This is a genomic window from Micrococcus sp. Mcc89 (assembly GCF_024519795.1).
Lineage (GTDB): Bacteria > Actinomycetota > Actinomycetes > Actinomycetales > Micrococcaceae > Micrococcus > Micrococcus luteus.
The window spans coordinates 1-15,370 of record NZ_JALJRI010000015.1 but is presented as its reverse complement, the minus strand read 5'-3'; the positions used below and the strand labels follow the sequence as shown (position 1 = coordinate 15,370).

Sequence of the window (15,370 nt, the reverse complement as noted above, 5' to 3'; positions counted from 1 at the left end):
CAGGCTCAGGCCTGGGCGTCGGCCTCGGGCAGCACGAAGGCGGCGCCGATCTCGAGCTTCACCTTGTCCGAGACCAGGAGGCCGCCGGCCTCGGTGGCCGCGTTCCAGGTCAGGCCGAAGTCCTTGCGGGAGATCTCGCCCGTGGCCTCGAAGCCCACGCGGGTCACGCCGAAGGGATCCTTGTCCTGGCCGCCGAACTCAGCCTCGAGCTCCACGGTCTGGGTGACGCCGTGCAGCGTCAGCTCGCCGACCAGGGTGAACTCCTCGGGCTCGCCGCGGACCTCGGTGGAGCGGAAGGTCATGGTGGGGAACTGCTCCACGTCGAAGAAATCGGCGGAGCGCAGGTGGGCGTCGCGGCCCTCGTTCTTGGTGCTGATGGAGGCGACGTCGACGGTCACCTCGACGGAGGACTGGGTGAACTGCTCGGCGATGACGAGCTGGCCCTCCACGGCGTGGAAGGTGCCGCGGACCTTGGAGATGCCGGCGTGGCGGACGACGAAGTCGACGTCCGAGTGCGCGGGGTCCAGGTTCCAGGTTCCGGGGGTGATGGCGTGCATGGGGTGCTCCTTCTGAAGCGGGTCTGTCTGGTGTGTCCGGGGTGGGCCGTCGCGGGGGCGATGGCTCCTGGGCCTCCGAACTTGTTTCAAATTCAAACATCATCCGGGCAGGCCGTCCACGCCTGATCGTCAAAATTCGAAATAGAGACGGACGTCACGGTCCGGGGGCACATCAGGGACGAGTCCGCCCACGACGACGGCCCGGAACCTCCGGGGGTTCCGGGCCGTCGGCCCGCGGGCGGGCAGCGGGGCCGCGCTCGGGCGGCCGGACGGGGTCAGGCGGCGGGGCCGCCCCCCGTCACGGGTAGAGGCCGCGGGTGCGGTGGGCCTCGGCCACGCGCTGGACGGCGGTCAGGGTGGCGGCCTCGCGCAGGCTCACGCGGCGGCTCTCGGAGGTGGCCAGCACGGCCTGCCACGCGGCGACCATGCGCCGCTTCAGGCGCTCGTCCACCTCCTCGCGGCTCCACCAGTAGGCCTGGTTCGCCTGGACCCACTCGAAGTAGGAGACGATCACGCCGCCGGCGTTGGCCAGGATGTCCGGGACGACCAGGACGCCCTTCTCGGAGAGGATGCGGTCGGCCTCGCCCGTGGTGGGGCCGTTGGCGCCCTCCACGACCAGCCGGGCGCGCACGCGCGGGGCGTTGTCCTCGGTCAGCACGGACTGCACGGCGGCCGGGACCACGAGGTCCACGTCCATCTCGAGCAGCTCGTCCGCGTCCATGGGCGCGGTGCCGGGGGTGTCCTTCACGGAGCCGGTGTCCCAGAGCTGCCTCTGCAGGGCGTCGTAGTGCAGGCCCTCGTCGTCGCGCACGGCGCCGTACTGGTCGGACACGGCCACGACCTTCACGCCGGCCGCCTCGAGCAGCTCGACCGTGCCGGCGCCGACCTTGCCGAAGCCCTGGACCGCCGCCGTCGCCTGCGACGGCTCGATGCCGAGGTGCTCGAGCGCGGCGAGCGCCACGTGGACCACGCCCGCCGAGGTGGCGGAGGCGCGGCCCAGCGAGCCGCCGAGCGAGACGGGCTTGCCGGTGACCACGCCGAGCGTGGTGTGGCCGACGTTCACCGAGTAGGTGTCCATCATCCAGGCCATGGTCTGCTCGTCCGTGCCCACGTCCGGGGCGGGGATGTCCACCTCGGGGCCGATGATCGGCTGGATCTCGGAGGTGTAGCGGCGGGTGACGCGCTCGAGCTCGGCCTTCGAGTACTGGCGGGGGTCGATGGCCACCCCGCCCTTGGCGCCGCCATAGGGCACGTCCAACAGGGCGCACTTCCAGGTCATCCACATGGCCAGCGCGCGGACCTCGTCCAGGTCCACGTCCTGACTGAAGCGCACGCCGCCCTTGGCCGGGCCGCGGGAGAAGTTGTGCTGCACGCGGTAGCCGCGGAGCACCTCGGTGGAGCCGTCGTCGCGGCGCAGGGGGATGGAGACGGCCATCTCGCGGCGGGGGGCGGCGAGCATCTGGTGCAGGCCCTCGTCGTAGCCGAGCGTCTTCACGGCGGCGGAGAGCTGGGCCAGGGCGTTGTCGAGCGGGGAGGACGGGGCCGTCACGGCCTCGTCCTCGGCGGGGATCCTCGTCATTGAGCGTCCTCGTGGTCCGGTGGGCAGGGATGTGTCGCGGCCCGACCGACGCGCGGAGGGCCGCGCCCCATTGCGCGGCCGACGTCGTCCGGACCCCGATGAACGCTACGCGCTCCCCCCGCACCCGTCACCCCTTCTGAGCCGAGATCCACGCCCACCCGGGTGACGTCGGACACGGTGGCGTGTACTGTGCTGTGGACGCGCCGCACACCCGCGGCGCCCTTCGGCGTCGAACCGACGCCGCTCGCTCAGGGCCCACCTGGTCCGGCCCCCGGCCGTCCGCCGCGCGAGGCACCCCGCCCGCGACGTCGGCCCGACGCCCCAGCCCCGTGAAGGAGCCCCTCATGACCGTGACCCTGCCCGCCGCGATCACCCCCTCCCCCGCGTTCCAGCCCGTGCCCGGCCAGCGCATCGACCCGGAGCTCGCCCGCTCCTGGCTGCTGGTCAACGCCGCCCAGCCCGAACGGTTCCAGCCCGCCGAGGACTCGGCCGCGGACATCGTCATCCTCGACATCGAGGACGCCGTGGCCCCCAAGGACAAGGACCAGGCCCGCGGGGACGCCGTCGCCTGGCTGACCTCCGGGCACACCGGCTGGGTGCGGCTCAACGGCTACGGCTCGCGGTGGTGGGAGCAGGACGTCGAGGCGCTCGCCGCGGCCCTGCCCGCGCACCTGGGCGGGCCGGTCGCCGAGGGCGGCCTGGCCGGCGTCGTGCTGGCGATGGTGGAGTCCACGGACCACGTGAACGAGACCGCCCGGCGGCTGCCCGGGGTGCCCGTCGTGGCGCTCGTGGAGACGGCGCGCGGGCTGCAGCGGATCGACTCGATCGCCGCCGCGAAGGGCACGTTCCGGCTGGCCTTCGGGATCGGCGACTTCCGCCGCGACACCGGCCTGGGCGAGTCGCCGCAGGCGCTGGCGTACACGCGGTCCCAGTTCACGATCGCGGCGCGGGCCACGGGGCTGCCGGGCGCGATCGACGGGCCGACCGTGGGCTCCACCGGCGTGAAGCTCGCCGAGGCGACGGCGGTGACCGCGGAGTTCGGCATGACCGGCAAGCTGTGCCTCGCGCCGGAGCAGTGCGCGGCCGTGAACGAGGGGCTCAGCCCGTCCCAGGAGGAGCTGGCGTGGGCCCACGAGTTCCTCGCGGACTTCGAGGCCGACGGCGGCGAGATCCGCAACGGCTCCGACCTGCCCCGCAAGGCGCGCGCGGAGAAGATCCTCGGGCTGGCCACCGCGTTCGGGGTGCGCTCCACGCGGTACCCGGACCAGGACAACGCGATCACGGCGCCGTCGGACACGTACCACTACTGAGCGGGGCCGCCGCCCACCAGAAACGCGGGTTGAGTTGTCACGGGTGCGGAGGCCGCACACCGGTGACAACTCAACCCGCGTTGCCTCGGGGGACGTGGATCCCTCCTCCGCTCACACGTCCTGACGCGTCCGGCGCACGACGGCGGCCCGCACGGAGAACGCCAGCACGATCGCCAGGATCCCGTAGATCACCCACGTGATGGGGGTGGAGGCGAGCACGGCCGGGTCGCCGACCGAGCTGAGCAGGGCGTCGCGCAGGCTGGTCTCCGCGAGCGGGCCGAGCACCATGCCGATCATCAGCGGGGCCAGCGGGTAGCCGTACCGCCGCATCAGGAAGCCCAGCACGCCGATCCCCAGGAGCATCAGCAGGTCGAACACCGCGCCCGTGGTGGCGTAGATGCCCAGCCCGCAGAACAGCGTGATCCCCGCGTAGAGGTAGTGCTTCGGGATGAGCAGGAGCTTGGCCCACAGCTGCGCGAACGGCAGGTTGATCGCCAGCAGCACGATCATCGCGATGAAGAAGCTCGCCAGCAGCGCCCACACGAGGTCCGGGCTGCGGTCGAACAGCAGCGGGCCGGGCTGCAGCCCGTACTGACGGAACGCCGCCAGCATGATGGCCGCCGTCGCGGAGACGGGCAGGCCGAGCGTGAGCAGGGCACCCATCGCCATGCCGGTGGTCGAGTTGCCCGCGGCCTCGGGGGCCGCCAGCCCGCGGATCGCGCCGCGGCCGAACTGCGGATGCGCCCGGCGCCGGTCCAGGCGCCGCTCGGCCGAGTACGCCAGGAACGTCGGCACCTCGGAGCCGCCCACCGGCACGATGCCGAACGGCAGGCCGATCGCCGTGCCGCGCAGCCACGCCGGGGCGGCCTCGCGGAACTCGGCGCCCGACAGCCACGGCCGGCCGGTGCGACGGATGCGCAGGTCCTCGTGCTCGCGGCGCACCCGGGAGGCCACGTGGAACACCTCGCCGAGCGCGAGGATCGCCACCGTGACGGTCACGAGCGGAATGCCGTCGAACAGCTGCGGGGAGCCCATCGTGAAGCGCTCGGTGCCGGTCACCGCATCGATCCCGACGACGGCGATGCCCAGTCCCAGCACCAGGGAGGCCAGGCCGCGCAGCACCGAGTCGGCGACCACCGAGGAGGTGGCCACGAACGCGAAGAGCGCGAGCGCGAAGTACTCCGCGGGCCCGAAGCTCGTGGAGAACTCCGCCAGGACGGGGGCGAGGAACACGACGCACACCGAGGCCACCATGCCGCCGATGAAGGCGCCGAGCGCCGCCGTCGCCAGGGCCTGGGCCGCCCGGCCGTCCTGGGCCATGCGGTGGCCCTCGAACGTGGAGGCGATGGCCGAGGCCTGGCCGGGGGTGTTCATGAGGATGGCCATGGTGGAGTCGCCGAAGAGGCCGCCGAAGTACACGCCGGAGAACATGATGAACGCGGCGGTGGGCTCGAGGGCGAAGGTCATGGGCAGCAGCAGGGCCACGGCCATCGAGGAGCCCAGTCCAGGCATCACGCCGACCGCGGTGCCGAGCAGACAGCCCAGCACCACCCAGAGCAGGTTCATGGGGGTGAGGGCTCCGGCGAAGCCCTCCATGAGGAGTCCGAGGGTCTCCATGTCAGAAGCCACCTCCCAGGATGCCCGAGGGCAGGGTCAGGCCCAGGGCCACCGCGAAGCCGAGGTAGGCCAGCGAGGAGACGAACAGGGCGACGAGGATGTCGAACACGGGGTGCGGGGCGCCGAACGCGCGCGTCACGCACCAGAACAGCAGCGCCCCGGCGAGGATCCACCCCAGCCAGGGCAGCAGGACGGCGAACGCGAGGAAGCCGAGGAAGCACCAGGCCAGCGCACCGAAGTCCGAGTGGAACAGGGTCAGCGGGCCGGCCGCCTGGCCGACCTCGCCGTCCGCGTCGGCCTGACCCTCGGGGGCCTGGCGCACGCGCACGACCTCCACTGCGAGCGCGGCGGCGATCACGAGGCCCGCGACCGCGAGGATCAGCGGGAAGAAGTCCGGGCCGGGGAAGTCGGCGCCCTCGGTGTCCATGGCCAGGGATCCCAGCAGCAGGTAGAGGCTGAACGCGGCCAGCACGGCCGGCATGACGAGCGCGGAGAGCCCGGCGGCGCGCCCCCAGCGGGAGGGGGCGTCGGCGGCGGGGGGGACGGTGGATGCGTGGCTCACTTGATCTCCTCCGTCAGCGTGCCGATGCGCTCCTTCTCGGCGGCGATGAACTCCTCGAGTTCGGCGCCGGAGAGGGGCACGGGGTTCCAGTAGTTGCGCTGCACCGCTTCCTTCCACTCGGGGGTGTCGACCGCCTCGGCGATGAGGGCCTCGAGCTCGGTGCGCTCCTCCGCGGAGACGCCCGGGGGCACGAACAGGGCGCGCCAGTTGGTGAGCGTGACGTCGTAGCCCTGGGAGCGCAGGGTCGGGATCTCCTCGACGCCGGCCAGCGGCTCGGCCGCCACCACGCCGAGGGCGCGCAGTCGGCCGGCCTCGACCTGCGGGTAGATGTCCGCGAAGCCGCCGGCGGAGGCCTGGGCGGTGCCGTTGAGCAGGGCCTGGATGGCCTCACCGCCGCCGTCGGACGGGATGTAGGTGGTGTCCGCGACCGGCACGTCGGCCGTGCGGGCGATGTCCGCCATGACGAGCTGGTCGAAGGAGCCGCCGCCGGTCCACGCCACGTGGGCGGGATCGGCGCGCCAGGCGGTCACCAGGTCGTCCATGCTCTGGTACGGCGAGTCCGCCGGGACCACCACGAGGCTGTACTCCTCGACGACGCGGCTGACCGCGGTGACCTGGGAGAGCTCGGGGCCGGTGCCACGGGCCGCGTGGGCGGCGATCTGGCCGGTGCCGCCCACCATGAGGTTGTTCGCGTCCTCGAGCGTGGTCAGCTGACCGAGGGCGATGGTGCCACCGGCGCCGGGGATGTTGACAACCTGGACGTTGTTCACGAGCCCGTTGACGCGCATGGTCTGCTGCAGCTCGCGCTGGAACGAGTCCCAGCCGCCGCCGGCGGCCGCGGGAGCGATGAGGGTCAGGTTGGTGCGGATGTCGTTGCCTCCCGAGGCCGAGCGGATGGAGAAGGCGGAGGCCGCGAGCACGGTGAGCACCGCGATCACGCTGAAGACGATCCGGCCGATCCCCGTGCGTCGGCGCGGGGGGCCGTCGGGGGAGGTGGAGGACATGGCGGTTCCTAACAGAGACACCCCGCCGCCAGGGAGTGGCGCCGGGGACAGGTGCGAGTGGTGGAGGTCACCGTAACAGCGCGACGAGGCTGCGTGCGCTCCGCGTCCGCAGAGTCGCCGACGACAATCGGCCCGGGTGGTGACGGGGGCCGCGTCCATGACGCACAGTGGTCCCCATGACGATCATCAGCACCGGAACCAGCACCCCCGAGAGCGCCGCGGCCTGGCGGGCCGCCCTGGCCGAGGCGGCCCTGCGCGGAGAGGACGTGGTCTGGTTCTCCCTCGACGGGACCGAGCCGGACGAGGCGGAGGCGCGCGAGGCCGGCGTCGTCGCGTCCGTGGCGCACGCCCAGGAGCGCGGCCGGGACGCCGTCGGCGACCTGCTCGAGCACGCCGAGCGCGTGGGCGCGAGCCGGATCGTCGTGGGCGTGAAGCACCGCTCCCCCGTGGGCAAGCTGCTGCTGGGATCGGCCGCGCAGCAGATCATCCTCGAGGCGCGCGTCCCGGTGGTGTGCGTCAAGCCGTGAGGGCCGGCGTCGGGCGCGCGGCCCCGCACCCGGCCCACCCCGCGGCGTTTGGGGGCGGTTTCGGGCGGTATTCGGCGTGGATACCGCCCGAAACCGCCCCCAACGGGCGAGTGGGACCAGCCCGGGAACGCCGAAGGCCCCGGAACCACACGGTTCCGGGGCCTTCGTCCTCGGTGCGCGAGGGGGGACTTGAACCCCCACGTCCTTGCGAACACTGGCACCTGAAGCCAGCGCGTCTACCAATTCCGCCACTCGCGCGAGCGGCTTCCTGCTCTCGGCTCCGGGCATCCGGCGACCGTCACAGGCAGCGAGGAATACTCTAACCCCCGCCCGCCCGGGCGTGCAAATCGGCCCCGACGCCCACCCCCGCGTCCCCGCCACGCCGGCAGCTCGCCCCTCCGGCACCTCTCCCACCCGCGCTCCACCCCGCAGAATCCCGCTGTTCTCGGCGGTCTCCCAGCCCGGCCCGTAGTATCGGGACGGACAACTGTGGAAAGGGGCCCCGTCGTGGGACTTCTGGACAACCTCGAACGCGGCCTGGAGCGGGCCGTGCGCTCGGCCTTCTCGGCCGGCGGTCCGCGGGCGGTCAAGCCGGTGGAGATCGCCTCGGCCCTGCGACAGGCGATGGACGACGAGTCGTTCGCGCTGTCCGAGGGCCACACGGTCGCGCCCAACAGCTACGTGGTCCACTTCTCCCCCGCCGACTTCGAGCGCGCCCGCTCGTGGGGGTCCACCCTCGCCAGCGAGCTGTGCGACGAGGTCATCCGCCACGCCGACTCCCAGGGCTATGCGCTGCCCGGCACGGTCCGGGTCGCCTTCCACCCGGACGCGGACGTGCGCGCCGGGGACCTGCGCGTCGTCACCCGCCTGGACGACGGCTCGCTCACCGCCCCGGCCCCCCACGACGACGGCGCCTCGCCCGCCACCGCCCACGGCCCGGGAGCCTCGGCCGCGGCGCCGGACCGACTGGTCGAGGACCTGCCGGCGGCCGCGCCCCGCAAGCCCTCCCCCGCCCCGCGCGTCGGGCCCCGTCCGGCGCCCCGCCGGGCCGCCGCCCCGACCGCGCCCGCCGCCCCCGCCCATGCCGACCAGCCGACCGTCGTGATGGGCCGCCCCGTGACCGATCCCGCCGGGCCGGCCCTCGAGCTGGACGGCCGCATGCTCCCCCTGGACGGGGACGACCTCATCCTCGGCCGCTCGGCCGAGCGTGCCGACCTCGTGATCCCGGACTCCTCGGTGTCCCGCGAACACCTGCGCCTGCTCACCGTCGGCTCCACGGTCACGCTCCTGGACCTGGGCAGCCGCAACGGCGTGCTCGTCAACGGCCGCCGCGTGGACGGCTCCGTCACCCTGCGCGACGGGGACGTGGTGACCGTCGGCCAGACCGAGCTGCTGTTCTTCGGCGGGACGGGGGGCCGCGCATGAGCGAGCTCGCCGTCGCCGTGCTCCGCATGGGCCTGCTGCTGGCCCTGTGGGTGCTGATCATCTCCATCGTCATGGCGCAGGGCCGCGACCTCGTGGTCGGCCGACGCAACAAGACACGCCTCCAGCAGGCCCAGCGCGACGCCGGCCTGGTCACCGCGGTGCCCGCGGCCGGGGTCGCCGGGGCGGGCTCGTCCGCGGCCGACCGACCCGCGCCCGCGTCGACGCCGTCCCCCGCCGCGTCCGCGCCGACGACGCCGGCCCCGCGGCTGTCCCGCACGCTGCGGGTGGTCGAGGGTCCGAAGGCCGGGCAGACCATCGCCCTGGAGGGCCGTCCCCTGCTGATGGGCCGCGCCCAGGACGCCGACCTGGTGCTCGTGGACGACTACGCCTCCGGCCGCCACGCCCGGCTGTTCCCGCAGGGCACCCGCTGGTTCCTCGAGGACCTCGGCTCCACGAACGGCACCTACGTGAACGGCGCCCCCGTGACCCGCGCGCTGCCCGTGGGCCCCGGCACGGCCATCCGCATCGGCAAGACCGTCATGGAGCTCGAGGCCTGACCCATGACCCTCGTCCTCCGCTACGCCGCCCGCTCCGACGTCGGCCGCGTCCGTGCCAAGAACGACGACTCCGCCTACGTGGGCCGTCATCTGGCCGTGCTCGCGGACGGCATGGGCGGGCACGTGGGCGGCGACGTGGCGAGCGCGTCCACGGTGCTGGACCTGGCCCCGCTGGATGCGGTGGGCTACGAGGACCCGGCCACGGTGCTGCCGGACGAGATCCAGAACGCCAACCTGATCCTCAACGAGCTGGTGCACGCCAACCCCAAGCTCGCCGGCATGGGCACCACGTGCACCGCCGGCCTGCTCGCGGGGACCACGCTGCACATGGCGCACATCGGCGACTCCCGGGCCTACCGGCTCGCGGACGGCGAGTTCTGCCAGGTCACCACGGACCACACGTTCGTGCAGAAGCTCGTGGACGAGGGGCGCCTCGAGGCCGGGGAGGCCCCGTTCCATCCGAACAAGAACGTGCTCATGCGCGTGCTCGGCGACGTGGACGCCTCCCCCGAGCTGGATGTGTTCGAGGTGCCCGTCGCCCCCGGAGAGCGCTGGCTGTTCTGCTCGGACGGCCTCACGGACGTGGTCTCCCCCGAGAAGATCCACGAGGTGCTGCGGGACTCGGAGGCTCTCAACCAGGCCGTCGACACCCTTGTGGACCTCACCCTCAAGGGCGGCGCCCCGGACAACGTGACCGTGGTGGCGTTCGAGATCGCGGAGGGCACGGCGGAGGAGCTGGCCCCCGTCCCGGACGTCCACCTGTCCGAGCAGGCCCTGGCCGCGGCCCACCCGCCCGAGGTCGGCCCGGTCTCCGGCCTGCTGCTGCGCGAGGACCTCGACGCACGGCCCCACCTGCTCGTCGGCGCGGCCTCCAACGCCGTGAAGACCGATCGCATCCCCGTGGTCACGCGCAGCTCCACGCGCCGCCGCGCCGCCGCCCTGCTCGGCGAGACGCCCGTGCCGGAGAACCGTCCCCGGCGCACCGCGGCCGTCCTCACCGACGGGCCGGGCCCCGCCGCCGACGCCGCCCCGCGTCCGGACGCGTCCGCCCCGCCCGCCGCGCCGAGCGGCACCGCGGCCGCGGCCGGCTCCTCCGCCGCCGCCACACCGGCCGCCACCGCCGCCGACCGCCCGTCCGACGAGGCCGCCGAGGCGTCGACCACGGCCGCCACCCCGTCCCCGGTGACCTCCGGGCCCGCCGGCGGCTCCGAGGACGGGGCCGCGCGTCGGCGGCGTGGGAAGGACGACCGCCCGGTGCAGTACCGCCGCGGCTGGTTCATCCCCGTGTTCACCACGCTGCTCGCCCTCACCCTCGCGGCCGTGGCCGTGTGGGGCTACCTGTGGACCCAGACGCAGTACTACGTGGGGGCCAACGACGGCCGGATCGCCGTGTTCAAGGGCGTCTCCCAGCGGCTGGGCCCGCTCGAGCTGTCCCACGTGGACCGGCAGACCGACCTCCCGGTGGACGCGCTGCCCGCGTACGCACGCGACCGCGTGAACGCCGGCATGCCCGCCCGGGACGTGGACCACGCGGAGCAGATCGTCGCCGAGCTGCGCGACTCGCTGCACCCGGACGCCCCCGCCCCCGCCGGTGAGCCCTCCGAGCGGGCCCGGCCGAGCACGACGCCGTCGTCGTCCTCCGCCCGCCCCTCGGACGCGTCCGGCTCCGCCGCGCCGACGAGCCCGGCGTCGTCCCCGAGCGCGACGGGAGGTGAGGCCCCGTGACCGAGGTGATCTCCCCCGCACGCCCGCGCCGGAACATCGAACTGGTCCTGCTGCTGGCCGCCCTGGCCATCGCCCTGGGGGCGGACCTGCTGGGCATGATCGGCACGGACGCCCCGCTGGACTCCACCGCCTGGGTGCCGCTGGGCGTCTTCGGCGCCGCCACCCTCGTGCTGCACGTGGTCCTGCGGCTGCGGGCCCCCTACGCGGACCCGTTCATGCTGCCGATCACCGCCCTGCTCAACGGGCTGGGCCTGGCCATGATCCACCGGCTGAGCCAGGACGCCGCGATGGCCAACCCCACCTCGCAGCTCGTGTGGTCCGTCCTGGCCGTCCTGGTGGCCTCCGCCCTGGTGTTCCTGGTGCGCGACCACCGGGTGCTGCGGCGCTGGCCCTACCTGTTCCTCGCCGCGTCCGGCGTGCTGCTGCTCCTGCCGCTCGTGCCCGGGCTGGGCCTGAGCATGTACGGGGCGCGGATCTGGATCGACGTCGGATTCGGCACCTTCCAGCCCGGCGAGATCGCCAAGATCACGCTGGCCATCTTCTTCGCCGGCTACCTCTCCGCGAACCGCGACCTGATCCTGCTGGCCGGCCGCCGTGTGGGCCCGGTGACCTTCCCCCGAGCCCGGGACCTCGGCCCGTTGCTGGCCGGCTGGCTCCTGGCGCTCGGCGTGCTCGTGTTCCAGCGCGACCTGGGCTCGGCCCTGCTGTTCTTCGGCATGTTCATGGCGATGCTCTACATCGCCACGTCCCGCGCCTCCTGGATCCTCCTCGGCCTGGGCCTGATCGCCTTCGGCGCGGCGCTGGCGTTCCTGTTCATGCCGCACGTGACCGCCAGGTTCGAGATCTGGCTGAGGGCCTTCGACCCCGAGATCTACCATCGCGACTTCGGCGGCTCCTACCAGGTGGTCCAGGGCCTGTTCGCGATGGCCTCAGGCGGGCTGATGGGCACCGGCCTGGGCGCGGGCAACCCCACCCAGGTGCCGCTGTCCTTCTCGGACATGATCCTCACGGCCATCGGCGAGGAGCTCGGCTTCGTGGGCCTGGCCGCCGTGCTCGTCCTGTACCTCCTGCTCGTCACCCGCATGATGCGCGCCGCCCTCGGCGTGCGCGACGCGTTCGGCAAGGTGCTCGCCTCCGGCCTGGCCTTCACCATGGCGTGGCAGGTGTTCGTGGTGATGGGCGGCGTGACCCTCGTGCTGCCGCTCACCGGCCTCACGACGCCGTTCCTCGCCGCCGGCGGCTCGTCGCTGCTGGCCAACTGGATCATCGTGGGGCTCGTGCTGCGCATCTCGAACGCCGCCCGCCGTCCCGTGGTCGTGGACGGGATGGTCAACGCGTCCGGGCCCGGCGCCGGCCACCTCGACCCCGGCACGGCGCTCCCGGCGGCGGCCGTGCCCCCGGGAGGAGGTGAGGAGCGGTGAACGAGGCGATCCGACGCACGTGGACCGTCATGGCGGCCATGATCCTGGTGCTCGCGCTGGCCGCGTCCGTCATCCAGGTGCTGGCCGCGGACCAGCTCAAGACGCACGCCCTGAACTCGCGGCAGATGTTCCTGGAGTTCGGCGCCCCGCGCGGGCCGATCCTCGTGGACGGCGAGCCGATCGCCGAGTCCGTCCCCTCCGGCGACGCGTACCACTACCAGCGCGTCTACCACGAGACCGAGCTGTACGCCCCGCTCACGGGCTTCTACTCGCTCACCTACGGCACCGACGGGCTGGAGGCGGCCATGAACGAGCAGCTCTCCGGCACCCCCACGTCCCAGTTCGTGGACCGCGCCATGGAGATCATCACGGGTGCCACGCCTGAGGGCGACCAGGTGGAGCTGACGATCGACCCCGAGCTGCAGCGCCTGGCGTACGACGCGCTCCCGGACGGCGTGCGCGCCTCCGCCGTGGTCACGGACCCGACGACGGGCGAGATCCTGGCCATGGTGTCGAAGCCGGGCTTCGACTCCAACGCGCTCTCCTCGCACAGCCCGGCCGAGGCGCAGGCGGCCATGGCCGCGATCGACCAGATCCCCGGTGCCAGCGCGTACCTCAACCGCGCCGCGGAGCAGCTCGTGTCCCCCGGCTCCACGTTCAAGCTGATCGACGCGGTGGCCATGCTCGAGTCCGGTGACTACACCCCGGACGGGACGGTGGACATCCCCGCCGCGTGGACGCTGCCCGGCACGACCACGGAGCTGCCCAACTACGACGGCTCACCGTGCAACACCGTGGGGCGTCAGACCCTCACGTGGGCGCTGGCGCAGTCCTGCAACACGCCGTTCGCCATGGCCGCCGTCGAGCTGGGCCAGGACCGGATCCGGGAGGTCGCCGAGCGGTTCGGCTTCAATGACTCCTTCGACTACCCGCTGCCCGTGACCGGCTCCGTGTTCCCCTCCGACCTGGACGACGCCGCGCTGGCGCAGTCCTCGATCGGCCAGCGGGACGTGCAGGCCACCGCGCTGCAGATGGCCATGGTGGCCGCCGGCATCGCGAACGACGGCGTGGTCATGGAGCCGCAGCTGATCAAGGCGGTCCGCCGTTCGGACCTCACCACGGTGCAGGAGTTCAGCCCCCGTGAGCGCGGCCGGGCCACGACCCCCGAGGTGGCCGGGCAGGTCTCGGACATGATGGTCTCGGCGGTGGAGGACGGCATCCTGGGATCCGTGCAGTCGGACACGGTGCGGATCGCGGCGAAGTCGGGCACGGCCGAGGTCGGGGACACGGGCAACGTGCACTCCTGGATCACCGGCTTCGACGCGAGCGAGAACCCCCGGGCGGCCGTGACGATCGTGGTGGAGGACGAGCCGCCGGGGGTTGGACATCAGACAGTCGTCAGTGGCATGAAGGCAATCATGGAAGCGGTGGTCACGGAATGAGGCCGACATCGGGCATCACCCTCGGCGGCAGGTACCAGTTGACCGATCGCATCGCGATCGGCGGCATGGGCGAGGTGTGGAAGGCGCGGGACAAGGTCCTGGGCCGGATCACCGCCGTGAAGATCCTCAAGGAGGAGTACACGGGTGACCCCAACTTCCTGCGCCGCTTCCGGGCGGAGGCCCAGCACACCGCGCTGCTGAACCACCCCGGCGTCGCCAACGTCTACGACTACGGCGAGGAGAAGGGCTCCGCCTACCTCGTCATGGAGCTCGTGCCGGGCCAGCCGCTGTCCTCCATCCTCGAGAAGGAGAAGGTGCTCTCCCCCGAGCGGACCCTGCGGATCATCGCGCAGACGGCGGCCGCGCTCTCGGCGGCCCACGCCCAGGGGCTCGTGCACCGCGACGTCAAGCCCGGCAACCTCATGATCACGCCCACCGGCCGGGTGAAGGTGACGGACTTCGGCATCGCGCGCCTGGCAGACCAGGTCCCGCTCACGGCCACCGGCCAGGTGATGGGCACCGCCCAGTACCTCGCGCCCGAGCAGGCCACGGGGCAGCAGGCCACCGGCTCCTCCGACCTCTACTCGCTGGGCATCATCGGCTACGAGGCCCTCGCCGGGCATCGCCCGTTCACGGGCGAGTCCCAGATCGCGATCGCCCTCGCCCAGGTCAACGACACCCCGCCGCCCCTGCCGGACACCGTCCCGGCCCCGGTGCGCGCCCTGATCATGTGCATGCTCTCGAAGGACCCCAAGGAGCGGCCCTCGGACGCGACCGCGCTCTCGGAGGCCGCCGACGCGCTGCGTCGCAAGGACACCCGCGGCGCGGTGGAGGCCGTGCCCGGCCTGGCCGCCTTCCTCGAGGAGCAGGGCGTGGCCGACCCCTCGGGCGCCGAGACCGCCCCCCTGGACTACGACGGCATGCGCACCACCCATCCCCGCGCCGAGGGCACCCGGACGGACGGCTTCCCCGCCACCGCGGCGCTGCCGGTGACCGCGGCCCAGCCCCGCACCGACGACGACGCCCGCGGCCCCGGCGCCGCCGGTGCGGCGGCCGTGGGCGCGGCCGGTGCGGCCGGCGCCGCCGCGAGCGCGAGCACGCGCGACCACGAGATCGCCGCCGTGCGCGACCAGCAGACCCGCCCGGGCGACGTCGTGGACCCGGGCCCGCCCGCCGGGGGCGGCTCCGCGCCCGCCCGCCGGCGACGCGCCAACCGCTGGCCGCTGTGGGCGCTGCTGGGGCTCGTGGTGTTCGCCCTGCTGGGGGCGCTGCTGTGGCCGCTGCTCACGGGTGGCCGCGGCGTCGGCGGCTCGGCGCCGGCGACTTCGCAGGAGGAGTCGTCCGTGCACGTGGACCCGGAGGCGTACAAGGGTCGCCCCGTGAGCGAGGTGCGCACCGAGCTCGAGGGCCTCGGCCTGGCGGTGCGCGAGGAGGACCGCGACGCGCAGAGCCCGCAGGGCACCGTCGAGGAGATCAACCCCGTGGGGGCGCTGCGGCACGGTGAGACCGTCACGCTGGCCGTCTCCACCGGGGAGGGCGTCATCCCGGAGGGCCTCGTGGGCCAACCCGTGGAGAGCGCGATCCAGACGCTGCGCGACCGCGGCTTCACCGTGGACCGGGTGGACGACCCGTCCGCCGACGGCG

The 15,370-nt window shown here is 73.5% G+C and carries 13 protein-coding genes and 1 tRNA gene; 8 read left to right on the top strand and 6 right to left on the bottom strand.

Annotated features, from left to right (window positions below):
• Positions 1 to 5: 5 nt before the first annotated feature.
• Positions 6 to 557 (bottom strand): YceI family protein, encoded by a 552-nt coding sequence (locus NR072_RS01310; RefSeq protein WP_073116390.1) that lies wholly within the window; start codon positions 555 to 557, stop codon positions 6 to 8.
• A gap of 298 nt (positions 558 to 855) precedes the next feature.
• Positions 856 to 2,136, bottom strand: coding sequence for a Glu/Leu/Phe/Val dehydrogenase (locus tag NR072_RS01305; protein WP_073116392.1), 1,281 nt, complete (start codon positions 2,134 to 2,136; stop codon positions 856 to 858).
• Between the two features lie 344 nt (positions 2,137 to 2,480).
• On the opposite strand from NR072_RS01305, the gene NR072_RS01300 reads away from it, so the two are divergent.
• On the top strand, positions 2,481 to 3,446 hold the full coding sequence (locus NR072_RS01300; protein ID WP_073116395.1) for a CoA ester lyase: 966 nt from the start codon (positions 2,481 to 2,483) through the stop codon (positions 3,444 to 3,446).
• Positions 3,447 to 3,557: 111 nt separating this feature from the next.
• Here NR072_RS01300 and tctA read toward each other — a convergent pair whose 3' ends face one another.
• Genes tctA through NR072_RS01285 form a run of 3 tightly spaced genes read right to left on the bottom strand, consistent with a single transcriptional unit; the run spans position 3,558 to position 6,629 of the window.
• On the bottom strand, positions 3,558 to 5,063 hold the full coding sequence (gene tctA, locus NR072_RS01295) for a tripartite tricarboxylate transporter permease TctA (protein WP_256835892.1): 1,506 nt from the start codon (positions 5,061 to 5,063) through the stop codon (positions 3,558 to 3,560).
• A gap of 1 nt (position 5,064) precedes the next feature.
• Positions 5,065 to 5,625, bottom strand: coding sequence for a tripartite tricarboxylate transporter TctB family protein (locus NR072_RS01290; RefSeq protein WP_115165582.1), 561 nt, complete (start codon positions 5,623 to 5,625; stop codon positions 5,065 to 5,067).
• Positions 5,622 to 6,629, bottom strand: coding sequence for a tripartite tricarboxylate transporter substrate binding protein (locus tag NR072_RS01285; protein WP_221848121.1), 1,008 nt, complete (start codon positions 6,627 to 6,629; stop codon positions 5,622 to 5,624). The genes NR072_RS01290 and NR072_RS01285 overlap by 4 nt, the downstream gene beginning before the upstream one ends.
• A gap of 176 nt (positions 6,630 to 6,805) precedes the next feature.
• Between NR072_RS01285 and NR072_RS01280 the strand changes: the two genes are divergently transcribed.
• Positions 6,806 to 7,156 (top strand): universal stress protein, encoded by a 351-nt coding sequence (locus tag NR072_RS01280; protein WP_041103511.1) that lies wholly within the window; start codon positions 6,806 to 6,808, stop codon positions 7,154 to 7,156.
• Between the two features lie 174 nt (positions 7,157 to 7,330).
• On the opposite strand, the gene NR072_RS01275 is transcribed toward NR072_RS01280, so the two are convergent.
• Positions 7,331 to 7,414 (bottom strand) — tRNA-Leu (locus NR072_RS01275).
• Positions 7,415 to 7,663: 249 nt separating this feature from the next.
• Here NR072_RS01275 and NR072_RS01270 point away from each other — a divergent pair.
• The 6 genes from NR072_RS01270 to NR072_RS01245 all read left to right on the top strand — a co-directional run.
• On the top strand, positions 7,664 to 8,581 hold the full coding sequence (locus NR072_RS01270) for a DUF3662 and FHA domain-containing protein (protein ID WP_256835885.1): 918 nt from the start codon (positions 7,664 to 7,666) through the stop codon (positions 8,579 to 8,581).
• Positions 8,578 to 9,138 carry an FHA domain-containing protein gene (locus tag NR072_RS01265; RefSeq protein WP_041103487.1) on the top strand — a complete coding sequence of 187 codons (561 nt, stop codon included), beginning with the start codon at positions 8,578 to 8,580 and terminating at the stop codon, positions 9,136 to 9,138. The genes NR072_RS01270 and NR072_RS01265 overlap by 4 nt, the downstream gene beginning before the upstream one ends.
• 3 nt (positions 9,139 to 9,141) lie before the next feature.
• Complete coding sequence (locus NR072_RS01260; RefSeq protein ID WP_256835882.1) at positions 9,142 to 10,863, top strand: PP2C family serine/threonine-protein phosphatase; 1,722 nt, start codon at positions 9,142 to 9,144, stop codon at positions 10,861 to 10,863.
• A complete protein-coding gene (locus NR072_RS01255; protein ID WP_036314455.1) occupies positions 10,860 to 12,284 on the top strand; it encodes an FtsW/RodA/SpoVE family cell cycle protein in 1,425 nt (474 codons plus the stop codon). The genes NR072_RS01260 and NR072_RS01255 overlap by 4 nt, the downstream gene beginning before the upstream one ends.
• Positions 12,281 to 13,726: a penicillin-binding transpeptidase domain-containing protein gene (locus NR072_RS01250; RefSeq protein ID WP_256835880.1), complete on the top strand. Its 1,446-nt coding sequence runs from the start codon at positions 12,281 to 12,283 to the stop codon at positions 13,724 to 13,726. The genes NR072_RS01255 and NR072_RS01250 overlap by 4 nt, the downstream gene beginning before the upstream one ends.
• Positions 13,723 to 15,370, top strand: a 1,648-nt coding sequence (locus tag NR072_RS01245) for a protein kinase (RefSeq protein ID WP_256835878.1), incomplete at its 3' end; no start/stop codon positions are given. The genes NR072_RS01250 and NR072_RS01245, both read left to right, overlap by 4 nt.

Excerpts from the sequence above, each read along its gene's own strand:
- NR072_RS01310 (WP_073116390.1), bottom strand. The coding sequence starts at position 557 with ATGCACGCCATCACCCCCGGAACCTGGAACCTGGACCCCGCGCACTCG.
- NR072_RS01305 (WP_073116392.1), bottom strand. The coding sequence starts at position 2,136 with ATGACGAGGATCCCCGCCGAGGACGAGGCCGTGACGGCCCCGTCCTCC.
- NR072_RS01300 (WP_073116395.1), top strand. The coding sequence starts at position 2,481 with ATGACCGTGACCCTGCCCGCCGCGATCACCCCCTCCCCCGCGTTCCAG.
- tctA (WP_256835892.1), bottom strand. The coding sequence starts at position 5,063 with ATGGAGACCCTCGGACTCCTCATGGAGGGCTTCGCCGGAGCCCTCACC.
- NR072_RS01285 (WP_221848121.1), bottom strand. The coding sequence starts at position 6,629 with ATGTCCTCCACCTCCCCCGACGGCCCCCCGCGCCGACGCACGGGGATC.
- NR072_RS01280 (WP_041103511.1), top strand. The coding sequence starts at position 6,806 with ATGACGATCATCAGCACCGGAACCAGCACCCCCGAGAGCGCCGCGGCC.
- NR072_RS01265 (WP_041103487.1), top strand. The coding sequence starts at position 8,578 with ATGAGCGAGCTCGCCGTCGCCGTGCTCCGCATGGGCCTGCTGCTGGCC.
- NR072_RS01260 (WP_256835882.1), top strand. The coding sequence starts at position 9,142 with ATGACCCTCGTCCTCCGCTACGCCGCCCGCTCCGACGTCGGCCGCGTC.